Source organism: Bacillus safensis FO-36b (genome assembly GCF_000691165.1).
Lineage (GTDB): Bacteria > Bacillota > Bacilli > Bacillales > Bacillaceae > Bacillus > Bacillus safensis.
Genome location: NZ_ASJD01000001.1, coordinates 597,909 through 621,184, shown reverse-complemented (window position 1 = coordinate 621,184; position 23,276 = coordinate 597,909). Strand labels below are relative to the sequence as shown.

General features: G+C 41.6%; 29 protein-coding genes and 1 riboswitch. Of the genes, 2 read left to right on the top strand and 27 right to left on the bottom strand.

The annotated features are described in order from the left end of the window. Positions 1 to 145 precede the first annotated feature (145 nt). A riboswitch (FMN riboswitch) is annotated at positions 146 to 287 on the bottom strand. A 106-nt stretch (positions 288 to 393) separates the two neighbouring features. The 3 genes from BA81_RS03225 to BA81_RS03215 form a co-directional block, all read right to left on the bottom strand. Next, positions 394 to 738, bottom strand: a complete 345-nt coding sequence (locus tag BA81_RS03225) for a hypothetical protein (RefSeq protein ID WP_034280374.1) — start codon at positions 736 to 738, stop codon at positions 394 to 396. A gap of 229 nt (positions 739 to 967) precedes the next feature. Continuing rightward, the gene (locus tag BA81_RS03220; protein ID WP_024422853.1) at positions 968 to 1,204 is read right to left on the bottom strand and encodes a DUF2164 domain-containing protein; all 237 of its coding nucleotides are present in this window, start codon (positions 1,202 to 1,204) and stop codon (positions 968 to 970) included. A gap of 215 nt (positions 1,205 to 1,419) precedes the next feature. Continuing rightward, positions 1,420 to 2,001 (bottom strand): TetR/AcrR family transcriptional regulator, encoded by a 582-nt coding sequence (locus tag BA81_RS03215; RefSeq protein ID WP_034280371.1) that lies wholly within the window; start codon positions 1,999 to 2,001, stop codon positions 1,420 to 1,422. Between the two features lie 305 nt (positions 2,002 to 2,306). Between BA81_RS03215 and BA81_RS03210 the strand changes: the two genes are divergently transcribed. Beyond that, positions 2,307 to 3,569 (top strand): MFS transporter, encoded by a 1,263-nt coding sequence (locus BA81_RS03210; RefSeq protein ID WP_034280369.1) that lies wholly within the window; start codon positions 2,307 to 2,309, stop codon positions 3,567 to 3,569. 30 nt (positions 3,570 to 3,599) lie between these two features. Here the strand turns inward: BA81_RS03210 and BA81_RS03205 are convergent, their stop codons facing one another. Beyond that, positions 3,600 to 4,037 (bottom strand): peptidylprolyl isomerase, encoded by a 438-nt coding sequence (locus tag BA81_RS03205; RefSeq protein ID WP_008359679.1) that lies wholly within the window; start codon positions 4,035 to 4,037, stop codon positions 3,600 to 3,602. A gap of 321 nt (positions 4,038 to 4,358) precedes the next feature. Here BA81_RS03205 and BA81_RS03200 point away from each other — a divergent pair, with 321 nt between their 5' ends. After that, entirely contained in the window at positions 4,359 to 5,243 is an 885-nt protein-coding gene (locus tag BA81_RS03200) for a DUF1002 domain-containing protein (protein ID WP_024428065.1), read from the top strand. Between the two features lie 38 nt (positions 5,244 to 5,281). Here BA81_RS03200 and lysA read toward each other — a convergent pair whose 3' ends face one another. The 23 genes from lysA to BA81_RS03085 form a co-directional block, all read right to left on the bottom strand. After that, positions 5,282 to 6,607: a diaminopimelate decarboxylase gene (gene lysA / locus BA81_RS03195; protein ID WP_034280367.1), complete on the bottom strand. Its 1,326-nt coding sequence runs from the start codon at positions 6,605 to 6,607 to the stop codon at positions 5,282 to 5,284. A 115-nt stretch (positions 6,608 to 6,722) separates the two neighbouring features. Next, positions 6,723 to 8,195, bottom strand: coding sequence for a spore germination protein (locus BA81_RS03190; RefSeq protein ID WP_034280365.1), 1,473 nt, complete (start codon positions 8,193 to 8,195; stop codon positions 6,723 to 6,725). Further along, positions 8,149 to 8,757, bottom strand: a complete 609-nt coding sequence (gene spoVAEA, locus BA81_RS03185) for a stage V sporulation protein SpoVABEA (RefSeq protein WP_034280363.1) — start codon at positions 8,755 to 8,757, stop codon at positions 8,149 to 8,151. Before spoVAEA ends, BA81_RS03190 begins: the two co-directional genes overlap by 47 nt. A gap of 6 nt (positions 8,758 to 8,763) precedes the next feature. Beyond that, a complete protein-coding gene (spoVAE, locus tag BA81_RS03180) occupies positions 8,764 to 9,114 on the bottom strand; it encodes a stage V sporulation protein AE (RefSeq protein ID WP_024422860.1) in 351 nt (116 codons plus the stop codon). Beyond that, positions 9,114 to 10,130: a stage V sporulation protein AD gene (gene spoVAD, locus BA81_RS03175; protein WP_034280361.1), complete on the bottom strand. Its 1,017-nt coding sequence runs from the start codon at positions 10,128 to 10,130 to the stop codon at positions 9,114 to 9,116. Before spoVAD ends, spoVAE begins: the two co-directional genes overlap by 1 nt. Before the next feature lie 12 nt (positions 10,131 to 10,142). After that, positions 10,143 to 10,595, bottom strand: coding sequence for a stage V sporulation protein AC (gene spoVAC / locus BA81_RS03170; protein WP_034280360.1), 453 nt, complete (start codon positions 10,593 to 10,595; stop codon positions 10,143 to 10,145). A gap of 20 nt (positions 10,596 to 10,615) precedes the next feature. Beyond that, positions 10,616 to 11,032 (bottom strand): stage V sporulation protein AB, encoded by a 417-nt coding sequence (locus BA81_RS03165; RefSeq protein WP_034280358.1) that lies wholly within the window; start codon positions 11,030 to 11,032, stop codon positions 10,616 to 10,618. Further along, complete coding sequence (locus BA81_RS03160) at positions 11,022 to 11,642, bottom strand: stage V sporulation protein AA (RefSeq protein ID WP_034280357.1); 621 nt, start codon at positions 11,640 to 11,642, stop codon at positions 11,022 to 11,024. Before BA81_RS03160 ends, BA81_RS03165 begins: the two co-directional genes overlap by 11 nt. A 114-nt stretch (positions 11,643 to 11,756) precedes the next feature. Then, complete coding sequence (sigF, locus tag BA81_RS03155) at positions 11,757 to 12,524, bottom strand: RNA polymerase sporulation sigma factor SigF (RefSeq protein ID WP_024422864.1); 768 nt, start codon at positions 12,522 to 12,524, stop codon at positions 11,757 to 11,759. A 13-nt stretch (positions 12,525 to 12,537) separates the two neighbouring features. Continuing rightward, positions 12,538 to 12,978, bottom strand: coding sequence for an anti-sigma F factor (spoIIAB, locus tag BA81_RS03150; RefSeq protein ID WP_024422865.1), 441 nt, complete (start codon positions 12,976 to 12,978; stop codon positions 12,538 to 12,540). Then, on the bottom strand, positions 12,975 to 13,328 hold the full coding sequence (gene spoIIAA, locus BA81_RS03145; protein WP_024422866.1) for an anti-sigma F factor antagonist: 354 nt from the start codon (positions 13,326 to 13,328) through the stop codon (positions 12,975 to 12,977). Before spoIIAA ends, spoIIAB begins: the two co-directional genes overlap by 4 nt. Positions 13,329 to 13,489: 161 nt before the next feature. Beyond that, positions 13,490 to 14,644 carry a D-alanyl-D-alanine carboxypeptidase family protein gene (locus BA81_RS03140; RefSeq protein ID WP_369810471.1) on the bottom strand — a complete coding sequence of 385 codons (1,155 nt, stop codon included), beginning with the start codon at positions 14,642 to 14,644 and terminating at the stop codon, positions 13,490 to 13,492. 159 nt (positions 14,645 to 14,803) lie between these two features. After that, positions 14,804 to 15,616 carry a purine-nucleoside phosphorylase gene (locus BA81_RS03135; protein WP_034280354.1) on the bottom strand — a complete coding sequence of 271 codons (813 nt, stop codon included), beginning with the start codon at positions 15,614 to 15,616 and terminating at the stop codon, positions 14,804 to 14,806. Between the two features lie 11 nt (positions 15,617 to 15,627). Beyond that, positions 15,628 to 16,812 (bottom strand): phosphopentomutase, encoded by a 1,185-nt coding sequence (gene deoB, locus BA81_RS03130; RefSeq protein ID WP_034280353.1) that lies wholly within the window; start codon positions 16,810 to 16,812, stop codon positions 15,628 to 15,630. Positions 16,813 to 16,965: 153 nt separating this feature from the next. Continuing rightward, positions 16,966 to 17,856, bottom strand: coding sequence for a site-specific tyrosine recombinase XerD (gene xerD, locus BA81_RS03125; protein WP_034280352.1), 891 nt, complete (start codon positions 17,854 to 17,856; stop codon positions 16,966 to 16,968). Between the two features lie 6 nt (positions 17,857 to 17,862). Next, a complete protein-coding gene (locus BA81_RS03120; protein ID WP_034280782.1) occupies positions 17,863 to 18,090 on the bottom strand; it encodes a YqzK family protein in 228 nt (75 codons plus the stop codon). A 117-nt stretch (positions 18,091 to 18,207) separates the two neighbouring features. Further along, on the bottom strand, positions 18,208 to 18,660 hold the full coding sequence (fur, locus tag BA81_RS03115) for a ferric iron uptake transcriptional regulator (protein WP_003215577.1): 453 nt from the start codon (positions 18,658 to 18,660) through the stop codon (positions 18,208 to 18,210). A 110-nt stretch (positions 18,661 to 18,770) separates the two neighbouring features. Then, positions 18,771 to 19,415, bottom strand: a complete 645-nt coding sequence (gene spoIIM / locus BA81_RS03110) for a stage II sporulation protein M (RefSeq protein ID WP_024422873.1) — start codon at positions 19,413 to 19,415, stop codon at positions 18,771 to 18,773. Between the two features lie 116 nt (positions 19,416 to 19,531). Further along, the gene (locus tag BA81_RS03105; RefSeq protein ID WP_080701152.1) at positions 19,532 to 20,662 is read right to left on the bottom strand and encodes a S8 family peptidase; all 1,131 of its coding nucleotides are present in this window, start codon (positions 20,660 to 20,662) and stop codon (positions 19,532 to 19,534) included. Between the two features lie 110 nt (positions 20,663 to 20,772). Then, a complete protein-coding gene (locus tag BA81_RS03100) occupies positions 20,773 to 20,994 on the bottom strand; it encodes a hypothetical protein (protein WP_034280349.1) in 222 nt (73 codons plus the stop codon). A gap of 68 nt (positions 20,995 to 21,062) precedes the next feature. Beyond that, complete coding sequence (locus tag BA81_RS03095) at positions 21,063 to 21,515, bottom strand: GNAT family N-acetyltransferase (protein WP_034280347.1); 453 nt, start codon at positions 21,513 to 21,515, stop codon at positions 21,063 to 21,065. After that, positions 21,502 to 22,683 carry a TIGR00375 family protein gene (locus BA81_RS03090; RefSeq protein ID WP_034280345.1) on the bottom strand — a complete coding sequence of 394 codons (1,182 nt, stop codon included), beginning with the start codon at positions 22,681 to 22,683 and terminating at the stop codon, positions 21,502 to 21,504. Before BA81_RS03090 ends, BA81_RS03095 begins: the two co-directional genes overlap by 14 nt. Beyond that, positions 22,680 to 23,237, bottom strand: coding sequence for an NUDIX hydrolase (locus BA81_RS03085; protein WP_034280343.1), 558 nt, complete (start codon positions 23,235 to 23,237; stop codon positions 22,680 to 22,682). Before BA81_RS03085 ends, BA81_RS03090 begins: the two co-directional genes overlap by 4 nt. Positions 23,238 to 23,276 lie beyond the last annotated feature (39 nt).

Below are 23,276 nucleotides of genomic sequence, written 5' to 3'. Positions count from 1 at the left end.
AGATGAGGGATCACCTAATAAACACTGTATGCAGTCTATTAAAGACAGAAACATACAGAAAGCCCCGGAAAAAATTCCGGGGCTGTGGTTTTTTTGCATCAGAAATAAGACTATGATCAACAAATATTTTTCGTTCATAGCTTTCTTTATCCTTCTCCCATCCAGACTTTCACTGTCGGCTTCAGCTTTTCACTGAATCAACCGTTAATAAATTAACGGGTCACGGGCTGTAAAGCATTTGCTTTATTACCGTCGGTCGGGATTTTCACCCTGCCCCGAAGGATACAATCGATATTTAGCTGTCCTTAGGGGCTATTATAGCGATCCTTGTTGTCAAATGCAACAATCAAGATTTCTTCACAAAAAAAGCCTCCTTATAGGAAAGGAGACATGTTAATTGACGACTTTTACAACTTTTATCAGCCCATCTATTCTTTTTTCATTACTAAAGTAGGCTTTAATACGATCTCCTTTTTTCAGATCGGCCACATCATCTTCAAATTTCTTACCATTAAAAATGATTTTTGTGCCATTCTTCGCTTGACCGTAATATTCATCTCCATCAATTTTCGTAATGGTATATTCATAGATGGTGTAATCTTTATCATTATTTGTTAAGCTTTCGCCAATAGCTGTTGGCACATCTTCAATTTTCATGCCATTCATGTATAAATAACCTGCGCCTAAACAAAGCAGTAAAACAAATAAGATCGCAATTTTTAATCTAATTTTCCCCATATTTAGAACCTCCATCATCTGCACTTCGCCTATTTGTATGTTTTATTCCTTCTTTTATTGAAATAAAACCAAAAAAGCTGATTTTCATTAATGGTTACTTATATAACGATTCAGATGGCCCTTTGGTTCCACCTCTTAATCATTACATATGATACGAATATGCGTTCTTTATTAAGGGGGTCTTTTTCCTATTTATTAGTTCGTAACACACCATACTGCAAGCTTTTCATTATATTCTTTTTTCGAGTGCGAATAAGTCTTCCTCTAACAATTGTGACCGCTGAACAGCGATGCTGCGGCTGTCGCGAACCCCTTGATTATAGTAGTAGCTTCCGAGGTTTTTTGTGATAAATTCTAGTATATTAATGGCTGCTAATTCACCAATCTCTTCTTCTCGTTCTTCGGCAAAATAACGCTGAATAGCCATCGTCATTTGATTTTTCTCTTCTTTTGTGAGTGGTTTCAAAGTCTCCCCTTCTTTCTTTTCGCTTTCTGCATTTGCATTCTGGATGTGCTGGAACCTCCGCGAATACGAATGTTTGTTCTCTTATCATATCATAAAAACATATTCTGTGCATGACGGCCCTATAAGAAAAAGCGTATTTTGATGTAATGGATCAAATACGCTTTCACTATGCTGTATGATTTTTTCACGGAAGCTGTCATAGCCTGTTGTCCATTTTATTTTAAAATGGATAGGATCGTCGCTACAGAATGATCTACAAATGAACGCTCTGGACGTGACTTCATGAGGACCGTAAGCCCGATGAAAGAAACGACCAGTGTCTGTGCTAAGGCTTTAGCATTCAAGCTGCTTTCAAGCTCACCCGAGCGAATACCTTGCACAATCTTTTCTTCAAATATGACCGAAAGATACATCTGATGCTCTCTTGTCAGAATTTCAAATTTCTCTTCGTGTGGAGCAAGTTCCACTATCGTATTAATGCAAAAACAGCCTTTACTCGGGCCATCCCTATATTCCTCTTCCACTACATCTGTAAATAATGTATGAAATGCTTCCTTTACAGATTGATTGTTTTGAAGTTTTGTTCGAATACGGGCTGCATGCTGCTTTGTATATTTGCGTAAGGCAGCCTCAAATAACTCCTCTTTATCTCCAAAGGCTGAGTATAAGCTTGGCCGCTGTATTCCCATTTTTGCAGTCAAATCGCTTAACGTTGTAGCTCTATATCCCTTTTCCCAAAAAAGCACCATTGCATCATCCAACGCTTTTTCCTCATCAAACTCACGCTGTCGAACCATCATCAATTCCTCTTTTCAATAATAAAATCATTTCACCAAAACAATTATTCAATTATTCATTTATTTATTTATTTATTTATTTATTTGTAAGGATATCATTTTCTTTTTTATTACCAATCAGTACATTATAATTTTATTTTATTCATGTAAAATTGTCAAACTACCTTTTTACTTTCAAAATTAACTTAGAATAACTGGATTAAACTCTTGACTTTAAAACATTTTGTTGGTTATCCTTAACAGAAATCAATTTATACTTATCGGTATATTATACTTTTTAGTATAAAAAGGAGAGGATGCAATGAATGGTTAAAGATAAAATGACTCCAAGAGATCATCCTGATATGAAAACGGCTCATTTTCGAATAAAGCCTGGATCAAAGATGACTCACTATATGGCACTACTTTTTGCAGCATCGTGCGGGATGGCTGTTGCAAACATATACTTCGCACAACCGTTATTAGATTCACTGGCAGACGAGTTCAGTATCACGTATTCATCCATCGGTATTGTCATTACGATTACTCAGCTTTGTTATGCAGCGGGGCTGCTACTGATAGTACCACTTGGTGATCTGTTGAATCGACGCCGGCTCATCATTGGTCAGATGCTTTTATCTGTGCTTGCCCTCATTCTAGTCGGCATTGCTCCTATCATCGCCGTCCTATTTCTAGGATTAGCAGTGGTCGGACTGCTCGCTGTAGTCACTCAGGTACTCGTTGCGTTTGCAGCAAGTTGGGCTGCTCCAGAAGAGCGCGGCCGTATAGTCGGCTTGGTGCAAAGTGGAATTGTAATCGGTATTCTTCTCGCCCGGACCTTTGCCGGTGTATTAACCGATTTTGCTGGCTGGAGGTTTGTTTATCTTGTTTCTGCCGTCATCATGCTTATCCTGACTGGCGTATTGTTCCGAGTGCTCCCGCATGATGACAGCAAAAGAGAATCATTATCCTATGCTGATCTGCTTCGTTCAATGTTTACATTGTTTATACAAGAACGAATTCTCCGCATCCGTGGGATTCTGGCTCTTCTGATTTTTATTGTCTTTGGTACGTTATGGTCTTCACTCGTGCTGCCTCTCAGTACAGCGCCATACTCTCTTTCACATACTGCTATTGGCGCATTTGGTCTTGCTGGGGCAGCCGGAGCGTTAGGAGCTGCTCGGGCTGGTAGCCTTGCTGATCGAGGTTTTGGACAGTTCACAACCGGTATAGCCCTTGTCCTCTTATTCATTTCATGGTTTTTCATCAGTTTGACTGAATATTCACTTATCGCATTAGTCATTGGCATTATTATTCTTGACCTATCTGTGCAGGCAGTACATGTGACCAATCAGAGTATGATTTTTACAGTACGGCCTGAGGCGAGAAGCCGGCTTACTGCCGCTTACATGATTTTTTACTCCATCGGCAGTGCGACCGGTTCAATTGTTTCAACCAGCATATACGCAGCCTATGGCTGGAGCGGAGTATGTCTTTTTGGTGCCTCTATCAGCGCTTTAGCCATTTTGTATTGGCTCATCACCTACCGCATAACGAAACAAATCACGGTAGAATCAGAAACAAAATAAAAAAACACCGCGATTAAGCGGTGTTTTAGATTAAGCATCTACAACTTCAACTTTTTCCATGCCTTGGCCTTGCTCCATATCAAGTACAGCCTCGATACCAGATGTTACCTTGCCAAAAACAGTGTGAACACCGTTTAAGTGCGGCTGCGGGTCATGTACGATAAAGAATTGGCTGCCGCCTGTGTCTTTACCAGCATGCGCCATTGATAATGAACCTCTTTCGTGCTGATGTGGATTTCCTTCTGTTTCACATTTAATTGTGTAACCAGGACCACCCGTTCCATTACCGTTTGGGTCGCCGCCTTGGCTGACGAAACCTGGAATCACGCGGTGGAATTTTAATCCATCGTAGAAGCCTTCATTCGCTAATTTTTCAAAGTTTGCTACTGTACCTGGAGCAGCCTCTGGGTAAAGTTCAAACTCAATTTTCTTTCCATTCGTTAATTGTATGTATCCTTTTTTCGCCATTTTTCACATTCTCCTTTCAGGTTAAACAACGCTCATTATAGCACATTTTCGGTGATGTCAAACATCCCCTGCTCTTCGATTGTCATTTACCTCTTAACTGATGATTGATAAAATAGGGTTGCTTGATTCTTTTTTCCTAATAAAATGATATCTGACTAAATGACATGTCTTCATTTATTGGAAAAGGAACACATCTTAAAAAGAAAATTGAAACGTCGAGCCAATTTGTTACGTCTATATGATGGAGTGCACTTCATCACGTGTACTCAAAAGATGAATTTCTCTTGAAAGAGGAACGCTTTCGACTTGAAGGAGGTCAACATGTTTAAAAAAATGATGCTTGGTATGATGGCAGCGCTCCTTTTCCTAATTGGTGCGCCAAAAGTCAGCTTAGCGGATGCAGCTGTCGGCGATGTCATCGTCACACTCGGGCAAGACCTAACACCGGCTGATCGCCAGAAGGTGCTTGACGAGTTGAACCCACCTGAAAATGCGACAAAAATTGAAGTAACCAATAAAGAAGAGCACGAATATTTAGGAAAGTATATCCCTCGTTCTCAAATCGGGACGAGAGCATTATCATCTTCATCGATCACCATTGAAAAATCAGGTACTGGTCTGACTGTGGATACACACAACATCAAGACCATTACAGATGAGATGTATTTAAATGCTTTAATGACAGCAGGTGTCAAAGATGCCAAGGTTGTCGTGACTGCTCCATTTGAAGTATCTGGTACAGCCGCACTGACGGGCTTACTAAAAGCGTATGAGGTGTCAAGCGACAAAGCCATTCCAGAAGATGTGAAGCAGGTGGCAAACGAAGAGCTTGTGACAACTTCTAAATTGGGTGACTCTATCGGAAAAGACAACGCTTCTGCCCTTATTGCAAAAATCAAAGATGACATTGCAAAAAATGGTGTTCCTAAAACCACGAAAGAAGTAGAAGAAAAAGTGGATCAGGCTGCTTCTGATTTGAACTTAAATCTGACGCAGGATCAAAAAGATCAGCTTGTCTCGCTATTTGATAAAATGAAAAACATCAATATCGATTGGAATCAAGTAGGATCTCAAATTGATAAAGCAAAAGACAAGATTACTAAATTCATAGAATCGGATGAAGGGAAAAACCTTCTTCAAAAGATTTGGGATTTCTTTGTCTCCATTTGGAATGCGATCGTTTCTGTATTCACTGGAGGAAAATAATTCATGAAAAAAAGCTGCCTGAACACCAGGCGGCTTTTTTAAGTAGATGATTTCACTTTTGATTGATACGGTAAATCAAGTTTGACAATGTCCTCATATGTTTCACGCTCAACCACAAGCTGCGCTTCCCCGTCTTCTACAAACACAACAGCTGGGCGCGGGATACGGTTATAGTTGTTTGACATACTATAGCCGTAAGCTCCGGTACAAAAGACAGCTAATAAATCCCCTTGTGATAATTCTGGCAGATCGATATCCCAAATGAGCATATCTCCGCTTTCACAGCATTTACCGGCAATTGAAACTGTTTGATCATGCGTTTGGCTCATTTTGTTGGCACTTGCGGCTTCATATTTCGCTTGATATAAAGCTGGACGAATGTTATCACTCATTCCGCCATCTATCGCCACATAATCGCGGATGCCAGGTACATGTTTTGATGATCCGATCGTATAAAGAGTCGTCCCTGCATCTCCAACAAGAGAACGGCCTGGTTCTATCCAAATCTCCGGCATATCAAACTCATAGCGGGCAACGTTCTCTTTCACAGCTTGGATAATTTTCTCGACATATTCTGTTGCAGGAAGTGGTTCATCCTCTTCTGTATAACGAATCCCAAAACCGCCGCCTAAGTTTAATACTGTAGAAATAAAACCAAATGATTCTCTCCATTCATCCAGCTTCAAAAAGATTTTATCTGCTGCAAGGACAAAACCAGCCGTATCAAAAATTTGTGAACCGATATGACAATGAACACCTAAAAGCTCGATCACTTCTGAACCAAGCACTTGTTTCACCGCTTCATCTGCTTGTCCATTGTGAAGATCAAAGCCAAATTTTGAATCCTCTTGACCTGTCGTAATGTAATCATGCGTATGCGCTTCGACACCAGGAGTGATGCGGAGCAATACTTTGACTTTTTTTGACAGCTCTTGACCAAGCTGTTCAATGAGCTTCATTTCATAGAAATTATCCACAACAATACAGCCGATCCCATGCTCTAAAGCCATTTTTAATTCTTCTCTGCTTTTATTATTGCCATGGAAATGAATTTTTTCTACTGGGAATCCAGCGCAAATGGCTGTGTGAAGCTCACCGCCTGATACGACATCAAGAGATAATCCTTCTTCTTTGGCAAGCTGAAACATAGCGATGGAGGAAAATGCTTTACTCGCATATGCTACCTGCGCCGTTAATTCTTCTTCTATAAACGCTTTTTGAAAGCTTTTTGCGCGCTCCCGTATTAAAGCCACATCATATACATAAAGTGGTGTCCCATACGTTTCAGCTAAAGAAACGGCATCAACACCACCAATTTCTAAATGACCGAGTTCATTTTGTCTGCAAGTGCCGTGTAAATACAATGTCATTCCCTCTTTCTCCGCTTCGGCTGAAAAAAGGCAGCTGCGTGAGCTGCCTTTTGCCGTGTCTCAAAGTTAAAAATACAATATCACAATCTTCAGCCACTTTCAATGAGCGTTAAGAATTTGGCGGAATTTTTGATCTGTTTTGAGGGTGAACGATGCTCGGCCTTACTTTTGAGCCAGGAACAGACGTCCGAATTAGCACTTGCCACAAAGCCTTTCCATTAAAAGGAATGAACGGCCACATATAAGGCGTCTGCAATGAACGAATGGATGTTAAATAAATGATTAACAACGTAAAACCAATGATGAGTCCATTCAGCTTAAAGATCGCTACTAGTGCTAGGATGATGAGCCTTACAATCTTATTGGCGACACTCAGTTCATAGCTTGGCGTTGTAAAGGTACCGATCGCTGCCAGCGAGACGTATAAGATGACCTCTGGTGTAAATAAACCAACATCAATGGCGATTTGTCCAATTAAAACAGCCGCGATCAGCCCCATGGCGGTCGACAATGCGGTTGGCGTATGAATCGCAGCCATCCTTAAAAATTCCACCCCGAAATCAGCAAGAAATACTTGGAGAATCACAGGGATATGAGAAGGTTTGTTAAATCCAATATAGCTTAAATTGTCTGGCAGGAGATTTGGTTCGAGGATAAAAAGAAACCAAATCGGCAAAAGAAAGGTAGAACATAAAATGCCTAAAAAGCGTACCCATCTTAAGAATGTACCAACGGCAGGTGCCTGGCGGTATTCTTCTGCATGCTGAACGTGGTGAAAAATAGTGGTTGGTGTAATGATGACACTAGGGGATGTATCCGTAATGATGATGACATGCCCTTCTAATATGTGGTTAGCGGCGACATCTGGACGCTCGGTGTAACGCACTAGCGGAAAGGGATTATATCCTTGCTTAATAATAAATTCTTCAATCGTTTTATCAGACATCGTCAGCCCATCGACTTTGATTCCTGATACTTCTTTTTCTATAATATCTACTAAGTCAGGGTCTGCAATATCTTCAATATAGCAAACACAGACATCCGCTTTTGAACGTTCGCCTACTTTGAGCATTTTGTATCGCAGCTTTTCATCCCGTACTCTTCTTCGAATCAGCGCTGTGTTTACAATAATGTTTTCAACAAAGCCGTCCCTTGCTCCCCGGACCACCTTTTCTGTATCCGGCTCCTCAGGCATTCTGCCAGGATAGCTTCTAACATCAATGATAAAGGCGTAGTTTTCACCTTCTACAACGACTGCTACAAGCCCAGACAGTACTTGATCCACTGCTTCATCCAGCGTTTCTACCTTGGACACCTGCTGATTGACAAGGCGGTTCTCGACTACATGTGCAAGATCATCTGATTCAGGTTCGTTGTCATTGATTTCGATTAGTTCCTTTAATAAGTAGATGACATACTGTGTATCACACAATCCGTTTACATAGTAAAGCTGGATTTCCTGATCGTGTATATAAATTTTCCGAACACCAAGGTCAAAGCTGAGACCCATCCCGACATTTTCCTTGAAGTAATCTTCATTTTTCTTCGGGTCTCGGTACACGTTTACCTTGTCTTTCTTCATGGTAACCACTCCTTTCTAGTATTAATTCCACTGCTTTCATCGTGATTGGAGATCCCTTGCTCAGATCATCTTTTCGTCCCATCTTGCCAATATCTCCAATCCCGACAACTAACGGAAGGTTGAGGGAGTCAAGGCAATACACTGTATCCCCGCTCATTTTATGGGGCTCCATTTCGGGAAGACCGTGTTTGTCGACACCATATTCTGTCAGTTCACCTTCCCGGTCAATCGAGACATGAACCTTTGTCCATTCTGCTTGATGCGTCTTGGATGCAACTGCGATCGCACCAATAACTTCGATTTCAGGGTGGCGCGCCACATGTTTCATCGCCATCTCCCCTGTTCCTTCACCTGTCAGACCAGAATCATCAAACATCACAAAGACTGGATCATACGGCGTTTTTAAAATCATCTGAACAAGTTCAGGTCCTGTCCGTTTGCTTGGATTTCCTTTTGAGCTGGAAATACATCGTCCGCCGACGTTTTTAGCAGCAAGCTCTATGGTTTTGGCAGCATATATATCTCCGTCTGTCACTAAAATGACTTTCCGTCTTTGCCCCATATTCGGTTATCCTTTCGGTTTAAAGATAAGTGCGACAATAAATGAGAATAAAATCGCAGCTGATATTCCAGCAGAGGTTAATTCAAAAATACCGATACCGATGCCGATGAATCCATGTACATCTGCCTGATGCATTGCCCCATGAAGCAAGCTATGACCAAAGCTGACGATTGGTACGGTTGCGCCCGCACCTGCAAATTCAATAAATTTATCATAAATACCGAATCCATCTAAAATGGTACCCGCTACAACAAAAGTAGTCATGACATGTGCAGGCGTGAGTTTAAGTACGTCTAGTAAAAGCTGGCCAATGACGCAAATAAGTCCGCCTGCCACAAAAGCGATAAGATAATCCATTAGCTCTCTCCTCCTGCACGCTCAAATACGACACCGTGCGCAATGGTTGGAATGGTCTCTTTTTGCTGAACCATCATCGGGCTGAGTAACGCCCCGGTTGCTACAACAAGTACTCTTTGCAAATTCCCTGCTTTCATTTCTTGAAAAATATGACTGAATGTCACAATAGCTGAACAAGCACAGCCGCTGCCTCCAGCGAAAACGTTTTGGTCGGGTGTATAGATAATTAAACCGCAATCATCGTGCTTTCGCCCAAGCTGAATGCCGTCTTCTTTCAGAAGATCCTTTAAGATCGGTGAACCAATGCCTGATAAATCACCAGTTAAAATCAGATCGTAATCATCTACTGTTCTTCCTAAGTCTTCTAAATGCTGCTTGATGGTGTCTGCCGCTGCCGGTGCCATGGCCGATCCCATATCAAATGGATCTGTAATGCCAAGATCCATGACCCTGCCTACTGTTGCGCTTGTAATTTGAATGTCAGAGATTTCTTGGCTGATAATAACGGCTCCGCTTCCTGTCACTGTACTTGTTGCTGTATCGGGCTTTTGTCCGCCGTATTCTGTCGGATTACGAAATTGGCGTTCTGCCGTCGCATTATGGCTGCTTGTCGCTGCAATGGCCCTATTTGCAAAACCGCCATCAATGAGCGCTGACGCAATGGCAACCGATTCCATTGAAGTCGAGCATGCCCCAAACAAGCAAAGAAACGGGATTTTCAGCTCTCTTGCCACATAGTTTGCAGTGACGTTCTGATTGAGTAAATCTCCAGCCAGCAACAGGTCAATATCGCTTTTTTGCAAATTTGCTTTTGATAAAGCGGTTGATATCGCATCATCCATGAGCTTCCTTTCAGCCATTTCCCAATTCTTTTGATCACAGTGCATTTCATCGTACGTTTTATCAATTAAATGGCCAATCGGGCCTTCTTTTTCTTTCGGTCCTGCAGCAGTTCCTTCTGCATTGACATAAAGCTTGTGCTCAAATACCCAAGATTGTTTACCTGTTAGTTTCACCTTTCATTCCTCCTACGAAAACATCTTTTCAAAGACGTATCGAATGATCCCTACGACATATGCGGAAACGACACCAAACACAATGACGTTCCCAGCGAGTTTAAACATATTTGTGGCAACACCTAAAACAAGCCCTTCACTTTTATGCTCAAGGGCAGCACTTGTCATACTGTTAGCAAAGCCTGTCACTGGGACAGCTGATCCGGCTCCAGCAAACTGGCCGATTCGGTCGTAAATACCGATACCCGTTAATAGAGAAGAAATTAAAATGAGGGTTGCCACCGTCGGATTCCCTGCTGTCTTTTCGTTAAAATCAAAAAAATGGATATAGAAATTTTGCAGCCCCTCACCTATCAGACAGATTAAGCCGCCAACTAAAAACGCCTTGATGCAGTTGATGACATAAGGAGGTTTGGGCTGATACGTTTTTACCTTAGATGGATAGTTCTCTTTTAAACTCGACACGTGTTGTTCCCTCCAATTTCTTAAATATAAATAAGCCAATGAAATAGTGAACCAAATACCTTTCCTAAGACGATGGCCATGAGCAGCAAAACAATTTTCCCGTCCATTCCAATTCTTTTCGTTAATATGGGAAGTACATTTAATACTTCAGTGAGTGCAGCTGCAAGCATGCCGACAAAGATACCTGATAAAAGACCGACCGGCAGTGCCAGCCATTTGGTTAAATGCAGATGTATTTGACTTAAGGTGGCCCAGCCGCCAACGACTGCACCGCTAATGACAGCCGCCTCGTACCCTTGTATGAAGCGCTGCGTTTTGGTTAATTGCATTAAGCGGGGAATGATGCCAAGCACTGTAAGAAATGCCACAAATCCTGCTCCGACCGTTAAACCGCCGCCAAGTCCAACGAGTACGACAAAAAGCCATTTACCGATCATGGATATCTTTCAATGTTTCTTTATTTTCGTTGAGTGCGACGTAATGATCGAGATCAAGCTGATATTTAAACATTTCCACCTCGAGCGGACTTGGTTCTTCATTTAAACGCTTTTTAAATACATGATTGAAAAACAAAATCATGCCAAAGCCGAGTCCAAAGCTATATGGAATTTGTAATAAATACGGATGCTCAACCGTTTTTCCAGTGATCATTTCATATAGACGGATATGAACGAGCCGCATACTGACATCCTCGTGGAAATTCATAATGGCAAGGGCCGCTCCGACAAATAATAAGAGCCATACAAACACAAATAAAACGGGAGAAAGCTGGCGTTTGCCTGTATCAATTTCAACAATAGCTTCAGAGCCGCCGACGGTTTGAATGTCGATATCCGGCCACGTTTTTTTGATCGTTTTGACGACATGCATGATATCAAGTACGACGATGTGACGATCCTTTTTGCTGACATGATACACCGGCATTTTGCTAAGCTTTTGCACAGCAAACTCATCACCAGTGATTTGGGCGATATCCTCTAAATAAATGAGCTGATCAATACCAGTTTTGATTCGATGGCGCAGCCGAATAAAGATTTGTCCGTCCATCCAAGTCACTTCCTATACGATGGGTTAAAAATAGTATGTGGTGAAAAATGGTTCTCATACTGATAGAACTTGATTTACCGGTAATTACCACACAAAAAAAGCCAGCCGAATTGGCTAGCTGTCTTTTTGATCCATTTGCATTTGGATTTGTTTTAAAATTTTCTTTTCAAGCCGTGAGACTTGTACTTGTGAAATGCCAAGTCTTTCTGCAACCTCAGATTGTGTCTGATCTTTATAATACCTTAAATACACAATGAGTTTTTCCCGTTCTTCTAATTCCTTGATCGCTTCTTTCAGTGCAATTTTGTCAAACCATCTTTCCTCAGAATGATCGGCAATTTGATCAAGCAATGTAATCGGATCCCCATCATTTTCATACACCGTTTCATGAATGGATGATGGTGAGCGTACCGCTTCTTGGGCGAGGACGACATCCTCTGGTGTGATATCAAGGTATTCGGCAATTTCCTGAACGGTCGGCATTCTTCCATGAGACTTAGACAATTCATCCCTTGCCCGCCGAATTTTATTTCCGAGTTCCTTTAGTGACCGGCTGACTTTGACCGTTCCATCATCCCGAATGAATCGCTGAATTTCACCAATGATCATGGGAACGGCGTACGTTGAAAACTTTACATCATATGACAAATCAAATTTATCAACAGATTTCAGCAGTCCAATACAGCCAATCTGAAACAGATCATCTGGTTCATATCCCCTATTTAAAAAGCGCTGAACAACGGACCAAACAAGACGCATGTTTTTTTCTACGAGGAGGTCTCTTGCTTGCTGATCACCGTCTTGGCTTTTTTTGATGAGCTCTTTGACTTCATCATTTGACAGCTGGGCTTTTTTAGCTTGCTTTTTTACCTCCACATCCATATGAGCAGCTCCTTTAATTACAAAGCGCTTTGCTTTTTGATAGATGCTTTGTTAAACGGATGGTCGTGCCCATTTCTGGTGATGAGTCCACCATGACATCATCCATAAAATTCTCCATGATGGTAAAGCCCATTCCAGAGCGCTCTAAGTCTGGTTTTGTTGTAAAAAGCGGCTGTCTTGCTTCCTCAAGATCTGTAATACCCATACCTTCGTCACGAATGGTAAGATAAACGACATGGTCATCTAGCGTGACATGGATATGCACCTTTCCATCTGGATTCCCATCATAGCCATGGATGATGGAGTTTGTCACTGCCTCAGATACAACGGTCTTGATTTCTGTTAATTCATCTAAAGTCGGGTCAAGCTGAGCGATAAACGCCGCGACTGTCACTCTTGCAAACGATTCATTCTGGCTTAATGCCGAAAAAGTCAGGTTCATTTCATTTCTCATGATGCCACCCCCAATGTTTGCAAAGCCGTTTGCTCAGAAGGCTCCATCCGAATGATTTTAAACAAACCAGACATATCAAATAACCGGTTCACCGCTGGCGAGATGGCACAGACGACCATTTCCCCGCCAAGCTGCTTAATTTCTTTATATCTTCCTAAAATCACTCCGAGTCCAGAGCTGTCCATAAACGATAAATCAGCCAGATTCAGCACAATGTGGCGAATGTCCTCTGTTTCCAAATAATTCGTCACCTTTTGTCTCAATGTTTCTGCGGAGTGATGATCGAGCTCTCCTGTTAACCGAATGCAAAGTACGCTCTCTTTTACTTGAAAATCAATACCAAGGCTCATTTTTTTATTCCTCCTTGCTCTAATTTCGGATAAAGAATGTTTCTCTTTTATATGAAGTAAATCCTTCACCATGACAAAACTAGTGACCATTCGTCACATTTAGATGTTCTTTTCTTTTCCTCATAGCAAAAAGACTGCCAATTACAGCAGCCTTTCGCCTTTTATTTCCATTTCACAAAATCAGCCATTGCTCGTTTGAAGAAAGTCCAAACGCCTGCCTTTTCCATTCCTTCTTTTGCTTCTACAGGGCTTTCATGCAGCACTTTTCCGTCTTTTTTCAAGACGATCGTACCAAGTTCCGTTCCTTTTGAAAATGGAGCTTTGACATCATGAGACAATTTGATTTCTTTTTTGATCTGATCCACATTTTCGCCTTTTTTCGTTAAAAGGGAGATCGGTTCAGAAGTCACGAGCTGAATGTTTTTCTTTTTCCCTTTGCTCACTTTGACCTCCGCCACATCTTGCCCTCGTTTGTAAAGCGGATGAGTCGTATATTGACTAAATGCGTAATCTAACATTTTGACTACCTGAGCATTTCTGTCTTTCGGAGTGCTTGCGCCGAAGACAACCGCAATGACGCGCATGTTGCCTTTTTTAGCAGATGCAGTTAAACAGTATTTCGCTTCACCTGTAAAACCTGTTTTCACCCCATCGACCCCTGGATAAAATTTAATCAGACGGTTTGTGTTGACAAGCCAGAATTTTTTGTCCGTATTTTGCCGGAGATAGTCTTCGTAGACACCTGTGAATTTGGTGATTTGTTCATATTTCAACAGCTCTTTTGCCATTTTTGCCATATCGTGAGCTGTGCTGTAATGGTCTTTTTCAGGAAGTCCTGTTGGGTTTTGAAAGACCGTTGAGGTGAGGCCAAGCTCTTTCGCCCTTTTGTTCATCTGCTCAACGAACTGTTCTTCAGATCCTGCAATATGCTCTGCCATGGCAACTGAAGCATCATTTCCTGACGCAATCGCAATGCCTTTCAGCATTTCTTTTACGGTCATTTCTTCTCCTGGTTCAAGGAAGATTTGTGAGCCTCCCATGGACGCTGCATAGTCGCTCGTTCTGACCTTGTCTGTCATTTTTAGTTTACCTTGATCAATGGCTTCCATGATGAGAAGCATCGTCATGATTTTGGTCATACTTGCGGGTGCAAGCTTTTCATCGCTGTTTTTGTTGTAAAGCACCTTTCCCGTGTCTCGTTCTATTAAGATCGCTGATTTGGCTTCGTGTGCCAATTCTGATGTTTGTTTTTCTCCTGGTTTTTCAATCTTTTCTTTTGCTATCGCTGATGGTGAAACCATTGAGATAAGGATCATTAAAATAAACAATGCACATATATGACGTTTCAAGTGGCAGACCTCCATTATCGTAATCCTTTCTATTTTTTCCTCATACAGGCTGTTTTATTCAGAGATCGTATGATTGCAAATAAAAAAAACCTTCTGCTTGGGTAGCAGAAGGCTTCTGGACACATGCTATGAAAGTTGTTTGACAATGTCTTTTACTAAATCAAGAAAACTTGCTTTCACTTTTTCCGTTACTTCGATCACTTCATCATGAGACAGCGGCTGATCCAAAATACCAGATGCCGCATTGGAAATGCATGAAATGCCAAGTACTTTGATTCCTGCATGACGCGCAACAATGACTTCTGGAACAGTCGACATTCCGACCGCATCTGCTCCAAGTGTTCTTAAGAAACGAACTTCAGCAGGTGTTTCATATGAAGGCCCTGTCATCCCTGCATAAACCCCTTGCTGTACAGATATACCTAAACGCTGGGCTGTTTTTTCTGCAAGTGCCATTAGTTCTTTATCGTACGGTGCAGACATATCAGGGAAGCGGACGCCTTGACTGTCATTTGGGCCAATTAATGGATTGGTTCCCATCATATTGATATGATCTGTGATCAGCATGAGATCTCCTGGGCGGAATGACGTATTCACACCGCCGGCTGCATTTGTGACAATGCATGTGTCAATGCCAATTTCTTTCATCACACGGACAGGAAACGTCACTTGCTTCATATCATATCCTTCATAGAAATGAAAACGTCCTTGCATAGCGCAAACGACAGTGCCTTTCAGCGTTCCGATCACGAGCTGTCCTGCATGTCCCTCTACTGTTGAAACAGGGAATCCAGGAATATCTTCATATTTTATTTTGATTGGATTTTCAATCTCATCTGCTAAAATGCCAAGTCCTGATCCTAAAATGAGCCCAACTGTTGGTACATATGTCGATGCTTGTTTAATGTATGCCGCCGCTTCTGAAAACTGTGCTCCCACGAAATTTCCCCCTATTTGAGTTTAGATAAAAAGCTTGTTCCGTATTTTGGCATCGTTGTCTTGAAATTATCTGCAACGGTTGCCCCAAGATCAGCAAACGTTTTTGCTGTTGGCAGTTCATTTGCTTCCTGATGCTTTTTGCTGTAAGCAATGAGCGGAACATATTCTCTTGTATGATCTGTTCCGTGATGAACTGGGTCATTACCATGATCTGCTGTGATCACAAGAAGGTCATCCTCTTTCAACAGGTCAAACACTTCAGGAAGACGTGCATCAAATTCCTCTAGTGCTTTTCCATAACCCTCTGGATCTCTTCTATGTCCGTAAAGAGCGTCAAAATCAACAAGGTTTAAAAAGCTGAGTCCTGTAAAGTCTGTTTTAAGTGTATCGACCAGCTTGTCCATTCCATCCATGTTTGATTTTGTTCTAAGAGATGATGTGATACCCTCGCCGTCATAAATATCAGAGATTTTTCCGATCGCAATGACATCGAGTCCATCATCTTTCAGTTCATTCATGACTGTACGGTCAAATGGTTTTAACGCATAGTCATGACGGTTTGGCGTTCTAACAAATGCGCCAGGCTCTCCGACAAACGGACGAGCGATAATCCGGCCAACCATATATTTTTCATCTAATGTGAGTTCACGGGCAATTTCACAAATACGGTAAAGCTCATCTAATGGCACAACTTCTTCGTGCGCAGCAATTTGCAGCACAGAATCCGCAGATGTATAAACAATTAAATCGCCTGTTTTCATGTGCACTTCGCCAAGCTCATCTAAAATTTCCGTACCAGACGCAGGTTTATTTCCAATAATACCTCGGCCTGTTTTTTCTTTTAGTTCATTTAATAGTTCATCTGGGAATCCTTCTGGAAAGACTTTGAACGGTGTGTCTATGTAAAGACCCATGATTTCCCAGTGTCCTGTCATTGTGTCTTTACCGTTTGATGCTTCTTGCATTTTTCCATAGTACGCAAGCGGTTTTTCATCCGCTGGAATTCCTTTGATTTCTTTAATATGACTCAGCCCAAGCTTCGCCATATTCGGCATATGAAGCCCGTTCATTTTTTCAGCAATATGTCCAAGTGTATCTGCACCTACATCATTAAAATCAGCAGCATCTGGTGCTTCCCCAATTCCTACTGAATCCATGACGACGAGGAAAATGCGTTTATACTGATAATCAGGCATTAAAAAGCGCCTCCTTCAATATTCTTGTCTTTTGACCTTACAAACAGTGAGAGGTCAGACATCTCAAGTATAAACCGTTTACAAGCCAGTTGACAACCATAAACGGTGTAAACATGAAAAAGCATGACACCCGTTCACTGTGTCATGCTTTACTTATGCCCTTGGATGGAATTTGTGATACACATCTTTCAGTCTTGTTTTCGTCACATGTGTATAAATTTGTGTTGTTGAGATATCGGCATGTCCGAGCATTTCCTGTACAGCTCTTAAGTCCGCACCGTTTTCAAGCAGGTGTGTAGCAAATGAATGTCTGAGCGTATGAGGCGTCAGTTCCTTTTGAATCCCTGCTTCGTTGGCTCGTTTTTTCAAGTTCTTCCAGAAGCCCTGACGCGACATTTTTTTCCCATGATGATTGAGAAATAGGGCATCGGACGGCTGTTTTTTTAACAGCTTGCTTCTTCCCTTTTCGATATATTCTTCAATTGCGCTTGCAGCAGCTTCACCGATTGGCACAATACGCTCTTTTCTTCCTTTTCCAAAACAGCGGATAAAGCCCATTGTGAGGTGAACATCGGCAAGGGTCAGATCCAGCATTTCACTGACGCGAATCCCCGTTGCATATAAGAGCTCAAGCATTGCTTTGTCTCGGTAGTCAAAGGGAGTGTGCTGATTTGGTGTATCAAGCAGCTTTTCGACCTCTCCTAATGATAAAACTTTCGGTAAAGTCCGCTCTGTTTTTTGCGTTTCAATGTTCCATGACGGGTCATCCGCTGTCACTTTTTCCCGAAGCAGAAATTGATGAAAGGAACGGATCGATGATAGATGCCGTACAGACGTTTTACTCGATTTCCCTTCCTCTTTTAGCTGCTTTAAATAATGAATGATATGCAGACGTGTGACATCGCTAATATCCGTCAGCTGTTCATGTGTCATTAAAAAAGACAAGTAGTTCTGTAAATCTCTTTTATAAGAAACAATGGTATTTTCAGAGAGTCCTCTCTCTACGGTCATAAAATGAATAAAGTCGGATAATTGATCGTTCAATGATTTCTACTCCCCGTTTTGATAAAAATAAATCAATCGGTCTTGCCAATTTTCTTGGTTCGGCTGATCCATTTCCATCACTTTAATTGCTGCACCCTCTGGTTTATCATAACGATGGTAGCTTTCATATTCTGAATTTATCCATATCATAGCATAATAGAACAGGACGGTAAAACCAGTGAACAAGATAAATACTTTGATCACTTCACCTGTTGTTTTGAGCCATTTTCGCATAAACTTCAAGTCCTTTCTCACCTTCTCATTACTTCAGCATATGCCAGGTGGGACAAGGAATATACAGCGAAAATGCAAAAAACCTCTTCATCTTAAATGAAAAGGTTCCAATTCGGATTATTTGCCGGATTCATCATCATGACACCGGTGGCAAATACCATGGAATGTCAATCTATGATCCTTAATTTTAAATTTCCAGTCACGTTCAATAATCTCTTCGACATCTTCTAATAAATCATCTTCTATCTCATCGACTGTTCCGCATTCCATGCAGACAAGATGATGATGGAAGTGAGCGGCTCCTTCTTTGCGAAGATCATATCGCGAAACGCCGTCTCCAAAGTTAATTTTATCAACAACTTTCAGTTCAGTGAGCAATTCTAACGTCCGATAAACAGTAGCAAGACCAATTTCAGGAGACTTCTCTTTTACGAGGAGGTATACATCTTCTGCACTTAAATGGTCTTCTTCATTCTCAAGCAGTACTCTTACTGTGGCTTCACGCTGTGGCGTGAGCTTGTAGCTGGAAGAATGAAGCTGCTTCTTAATTCGATCAATCCTATTTTCCATTGACTTTCCCTCCTACGCCACATTACTTGATCATTATATCAAATGATGTGCTGAGAGCCAACTATAATCATTTTAAATTGATAAATAAATTGATTATTAATTAATAACAATTATAAAAGAACACCTGCCAGCTTTTTCATCAGCATGAATGATATGTACGATTCAAAAAAAGACGACAGTGCAGCAAGCGCTAAAATCATCAGCAGAACAGATGCATACCGGCCAAACCACTGGACGGGTGCTTGACTGATGGTTTTTTTCATGAAGAGCTGTCCAATGAGACGGATGGAAAACGCAATCGCACAAGTGCCAATCACTAAATAGGCTGGAATGAGCAAAATGTTTTGCGGAAGCACCGATACAAACGAGAGAAAAAATCCACTCAGCCCCATTTGATTCACGAGAAAACCAACAGTAAACCCAACAACAATTCCTTTTAAAAAGATCATAAGAAAGATAAGCGGCAGACCAACGATGGAGATTCCCAGAATCCACATAAGGCCTAAATATTTCATATGATGCAGAAAGCTTTGTAAAAACATTTCTTTTGATTCTGCTGCTTTCTCATTTGTCAGCTGACCAAAAAATTGATTTAAATAATAGAATAAATCCTCTTTCTGGCTGAATGTCATGCTATTGACAATGATGGCCCCGAAAATCACACCCATTAAAAAGAGTACAGAGACAAATAAATAAATCGAGAGATGATCTTTTACGTGCTGAAGAAGATGCTCCTTCCAAGACTTTTTCCGCATGTGTCTTCCTCCCAAATAGTAAGGTTACTAGATTCTATGAGAGAGATTACGAAACATGACAGTTTTATCGAAAGAAAAAAGAGAAAGCAGCCTGCTCACTGCTTTCTCTTTTTCATTTATCGTGCGGCTTTTTGTACGTTCACAAGCCCGGCACCGTAATAAAAAGGTTCTCCAAGCTTTGTCGCCGTTTTTGACAGTCTCTCGCGTACTTCATCGTTTGTCAGATTCGGATGTTTTGATAGAATGACAGCCGCTGCGCCCGCTACATGCGGTGATGCCATTGACGTTCCGCTCATGTAGCCATATTCGTTATGAGGGATGGTGCTCAGCGTTGAAACGCCTGGTGCTGAGACTTCCAGTTCTTCGCCAACAGATGAATCAAAAGCTCTTTGCTTTTTTTGGTCTACAGAGGCAACCGCCATCACGGAACTGTATTTAGCCGGATAGTCAATCGTATTGAGAGAGCCATAGCTTCCTTCATTCCCTGCAGAAGCCACAATGAGAATCCCTTTATCATACGCTCGATCTACCGCTTCTTTCAGCGCCTCAGATTCACTTGCTCCCCCCATACTAATATTGATGACATCCATGTCATTCTCAATGGCCCATTCAATCCCTTTTATGATCCAGCTATAGTAGCCGTCACCATTTTCATCTGCCACCTTGACAGCATAGATAGAAGCTTTTGGTGCAACACCCACGACACCTACCTTATTATCTAATGCTGCAATTGTGCCTGCCACATGCGTTCCATGTTTATGCGGATCAACAAACGGATCAGACTCTGCCGGTACAAAGCTCACCCCGCCGGTGACATGTAAATCCTCATGTTTGCCGTCGATGCCGCTGTCAAGAACGGCTACTTTGACATTCTGTCCAGCGTATCCATGTTTATGTACCTTTTGTGCTTTGATGCTTTTGATGCCGTATGGAATCGTTTGACCGCTTGTTTTTGCTTTTTGGTCTTCCTCGATAAAGGTCACTTCTTTTGCTTCATTCAGTTTCTTTTTCGAAGTCTCATTCAGCGACACTTTCATCATATCTATTTGCTCTATTGATTCTTTCACATGCCCGCCAGCTTCTTCTACAAGTTGTTTTTGTGTTTTGTCTTGAACGGAAGAAGAAAAGCCGATCATGTACTCTTTTTTTGTTTGCTCCTTTGCAGAAATATCTGACGCGCCAAACATGACGGATGCCACAAGCAAACTTGCCATACAAAGCCCTGCTCCAAAAGACTTGACGTTCACGATACTCACTCTCCCTTTCGTTTCTTTTTGTCATTTAACTACATATTTAGACAAAAAGAAACGACCGTTTGTCCTATTTTTTAAATTTTTCCATTTATTTGATCTAGTTGTCACAAAAAAGCAAAATAAAAATGCTTATGATCCTCTTGATAGTGATCATAAGCATTTCGTCCTTTATGTTTCTTCATCATATGCTGCAAGGCTTCCTGTTTTGTTTTTGTCTTCCTTTCGTGTGTGCTAAAATGCGGCATGTTTCCTCTCGACAGTTCTGGATTTCGGCTCTGCTGCCTTTGGATATGCTCTCGTTTTTTCTTTGCTTTGCTTTTTCCCATTTGGTAAAACCCCTTTCGTTGACGTTATGATACACGATGTTACATAAAAAAGATAGACGTAAAAACGTCTATCTTTCTGTTTTCACCATATCAAGATGCGGAATCCCATCTTCATCATAAACATCTGAGACAGCCTTGAAACCAAATGATTCGTAAAATGACTTCAGGTAGGCTTGCGCCTGTATTTTGACACTTGTTTCACCTAGTTCACTAAGCTTTTCCAAAGCCTTGATGAGCAGCAGCTTTCCATAGCCTTTTTTCCGCCCGGCTTGCGTCACAAGCACGCGGCCGATGGACGCCTCCTTGTACATGATCCCGTTTTGGAAAATTCGGCAATAAGCCACAATCGTGCCGTTCTCTTTTGCGATGAGATGAAGCGCATCTTGGTCCCGGTGATCAATTTCAGGGTAAGGGCATGTTTGTTCTACAACAAACACGTTGACTCTTTCCATAAGAATCAAGTAAAGATCCTCTTTTGACAATTGTTCAAACGTTTGACATGTCCATTTAATGTGACTCATGATTGATATCCACCTTACCGTACACTCCGCCTCCACCAGCGATCAGTCCGACTTCGCCCTTCCTTGCTTTGATGATGTAGCCCGCTGTCTTTTCTGGCAGAACGGCTTTTAGTTCTTGTTCTGTTGCTTGATGTAGAATATTCATCTCTGTGTGAAACACGGCTTTAAGCTTCTCCAGCGTTTTAGGTCCAACACCCGGAATAAACTGAAGCGGGAGCTGATGAACATAAGGAGGTCTCGTTCCTTTTTCACTTTCTTGGTCAGCAAGCTCTTTTAAACGTTCACTTACTCCTTTTGTCATCCGTGTATGTCCGCATACATGGCACTCTTCTTGATCTGGTGCGTGAGGTCTAACCCCGCATTTCTCGCAGGTCGTATGATAATACTTCCCAAGCCGCGGAGCAAGTCCATAATTTCCTGTGACGGCTCTGCCATCTTTTTCTTCAAGAGCTAGCTTGAATTCGGCAAAAGAGGCATGATCCATTTTGATTTTTGTATATTCCCGCGCGATTTTTCCTAAAGAATGAGCATCTGAATTCGTTAAAAAAGGATACCGGTTCAGCTCACTCAGCTGGGACGCCATTGACGTATCACAGCTAAGACCAAGCTCAACAGCATCAATAAGGTCAGGATCAAATACTTCCGTCAAAGAAGTGTTGACCCCTTTGCCGTATAGACTTTTATGAGGCGTGAATATATGAGCAGGAATAAACAATCCTCCCAGCTCCTTAACCTTGCGCTGAAGTGTTTTCCCATCAACATAGAGGCGCTGTGAACTCAAATGCACATTTTTCATATGAAGCGAAAGCCATGCGGAAAACTCAGACATTTTGTGTAGTGTGGGCATAAATGCCAGCACATGAATCGGACCCTTTGAATGGTCATCATTGATTTCTAATTCACTGCCTAAAAGGAGCACTGTCTCTCCAAATGATAAACCGCCGTCATTTAGTTCCGTGTACCTGCCTTCCTCTACACCTTCTATTAATTCTTCTAGGACTTCTGGAGATTGTGCATCAATCACACCAATCATCCCCATCCCTTTACTTTCTGCTGCTTCAATAAGAATTTGATCAATTGTCAGTGACCTTGCACCTGTAATTTTGACAGCTCTGCCTGTTCTTGTTCTGCCAATATGGATATGGATGTCTGCAAAAAATTCCTTCATTTTGTTGACTCAAGTACCTCTTGCAGTTGTAAGTACTGAATGGCATAGGCTGTTTTTGCATCATAAATATGCTGCTTTTCAATGAGGTGCAGAGCTTCTTCTAATGAAACTTCCATTACTTCGACAAATTCATCTTCATCCAGCTCTCTTTTTTCTTCAAGCGGAACTAGCTGATCTGCTAGATAGATGTGAACAATTTCATCTGCAAAACCAGGTGATGTATAAAAGGCCGTCAGCTTTTGAAGCTGCTGGGTTGTATATCCTGTCTCTTCTTCTAATTCTCTTAATGCTGTATGTTCCGGCTCTTCCCCTTTTTCTAGTTTTCCGGCCGGAATTTCAACGATGGCTCTCTCTAGTGCTTTACGGTATTGTTTGACCAAGATGATTTTATTTTCGTCTGTACGTGCAATGACGGCTACTGCACCAGGATGTTTAATGACTTCGCGTTTGCCTTGTTTTCCGTTAGGCAATTCTACAACTTCAAGAACCAAATCAATGATTTTTCCGTTGTATAATTCTTTCGACGATAATGTTTTTTCTTCAAAGTCCTTCAATTTTGTCAGCTCCTCGTTCTACTTTCACTTATTACTTCA

What these genes read in the sequence shown, in the direction of transcription:
- sigF (WP_024422864.1), bottom strand. Translation starts at nt 12,524, where the DNA reads ATGGATGTGGAGGTAAAAAAGCAAGCTAAAAAAGCCCAGCTGTCAAAT.
- BA81_RS03100 (WP_034280349.1), bottom strand. Translation starts at nt 20,994, where the DNA reads ATGGGAAAAAGCAAAGCAAAGAAAAAACGAGAGCATATCCAAAGGCAG.
- BA81_RS03200 (WP_024428065.1), top strand. Translation starts at nt 4,359, where the DNA reads ATGTTTAAAAAAATGATGCTTGGTATGATGGCAGCGCTCCTTTTCCTA.
- fur (WP_003215577.1), bottom strand. Translation starts at nt 18,660, where the DNA reads ATGGAAAATAGGATTGATCGAATTAAGAAGCAGCTTCATTCTTCCAGC.
- BA81_RS03215 (WP_034280371.1), bottom strand. Translation starts at nt 2,001, where the DNA reads ATGGTTCGACAGCGTGAGTTTGATGAGGAAAAAGCGTTGGATGATGCA.
- spoVAEA (WP_034280363.1), bottom strand. Translation starts at nt 8,757, where the DNA reads ATGGGGCAAAGACGGAAAGTCATTTTAGTGACAGACGGAGATATATAT.
- BA81_RS03205 (WP_008359679.1), bottom strand. Translation starts at nt 4,037, where the DNA reads ATGGCGAAAAAAGGATACATACAATTAACGAATGGAAAGAAAATTGAG.
- BA81_RS03210 (WP_034280369.1), top strand. Translation starts at nt 2,307, where the DNA reads ATGGTTAAAGATAAAATGACTCCAAGAGATCATCCTGATATGAAAACG.
- BA81_RS03165 (WP_034280358.1), bottom strand. Translation starts at nt 11,032, where the DNA reads ATGATCGGTAAATGGCTTTTTGTCGTACTCGTTGGACTTGGCGGCGGT.
- BA81_RS03160 (WP_034280357.1), bottom strand. Translation starts at nt 11,642, where the DNA reads ATGGACGGACAAATCTTTATTCGGCTGCGCCATCGAATCAAAACTGGT.
- spoIIM (WP_024422873.1), bottom strand. Translation starts at nt 19,415, where the DNA reads ATGCGGAAAAAGTCTTGGAAGGAGCATCTTCTTCAGCACGTAAAAGAT.
- BA81_RS03140 (WP_369810471.1), bottom strand. Translation starts at nt 14,644, where the DNA reads ATGATCCTTATCTCAATGGTTTCACCATCAGCGATAGCAAAAGAAAAG.
- BA81_RS03095 (WP_034280347.1), bottom strand. Translation starts at nt 21,515, where the DNA reads ATGAGTCACATTAAATGGACATGTCAAACGTTTGAACAATTGTCAAAA.
- deoB (WP_034280353.1), bottom strand. Translation starts at nt 16,812, where the DNA reads ATGCCTGATTATCAGTATAAACGCATTTTCCTCGTCGTCATGGATTCA.
- spoIIAB (WP_024422865.1), bottom strand. Translation starts at nt 12,978, where the DNA reads ATGAGAAATGAAATGAACCTGACTTTTTCGGCATTAAGCCAGAATGAA.
- spoVAE (WP_024422860.1), bottom strand. Translation starts at nt 9,114, where the DNA reads ATGGATTATCTTATCGCTTTTGTGGCAGGCGGACTTATTTGCGTCATT.
- BA81_RS03120 (WP_034280782.1), bottom strand. Translation starts at nt 18,090, where the DNA reads ATGCGAAAATGGCTCAAAACAACAGGTGAAGTGATCAAAGTATTTATC.
- spoIIAA (WP_024422866.1), bottom strand. Translation starts at nt 13,328, where the DNA reads ATGAGCCTTGGTATTGATTTTCAAGTAAAAGAGAGCGTACTTTGCATT.
- BA81_RS03090 (WP_034280345.1), bottom strand. Translation starts at nt 22,683, where the DNA reads ATGAAGGAATTTTTTGCAGACATCCATATCCATATTGGCAGAACAAGA.
- BA81_RS03190 (WP_034280365.1), bottom strand. Translation starts at nt 8,195, where the DNA reads ATGAAGAAAGACAAGGTAAACGTGTACCGAGACCCGAAGAAAAATGAA.
- BA81_RS03225 (WP_034280374.1), bottom strand. Translation starts at nt 738, where the DNA reads ATGGGGAAAATTAGATTAAAAATTGCGATCTTATTTGTTTTACTGCTT.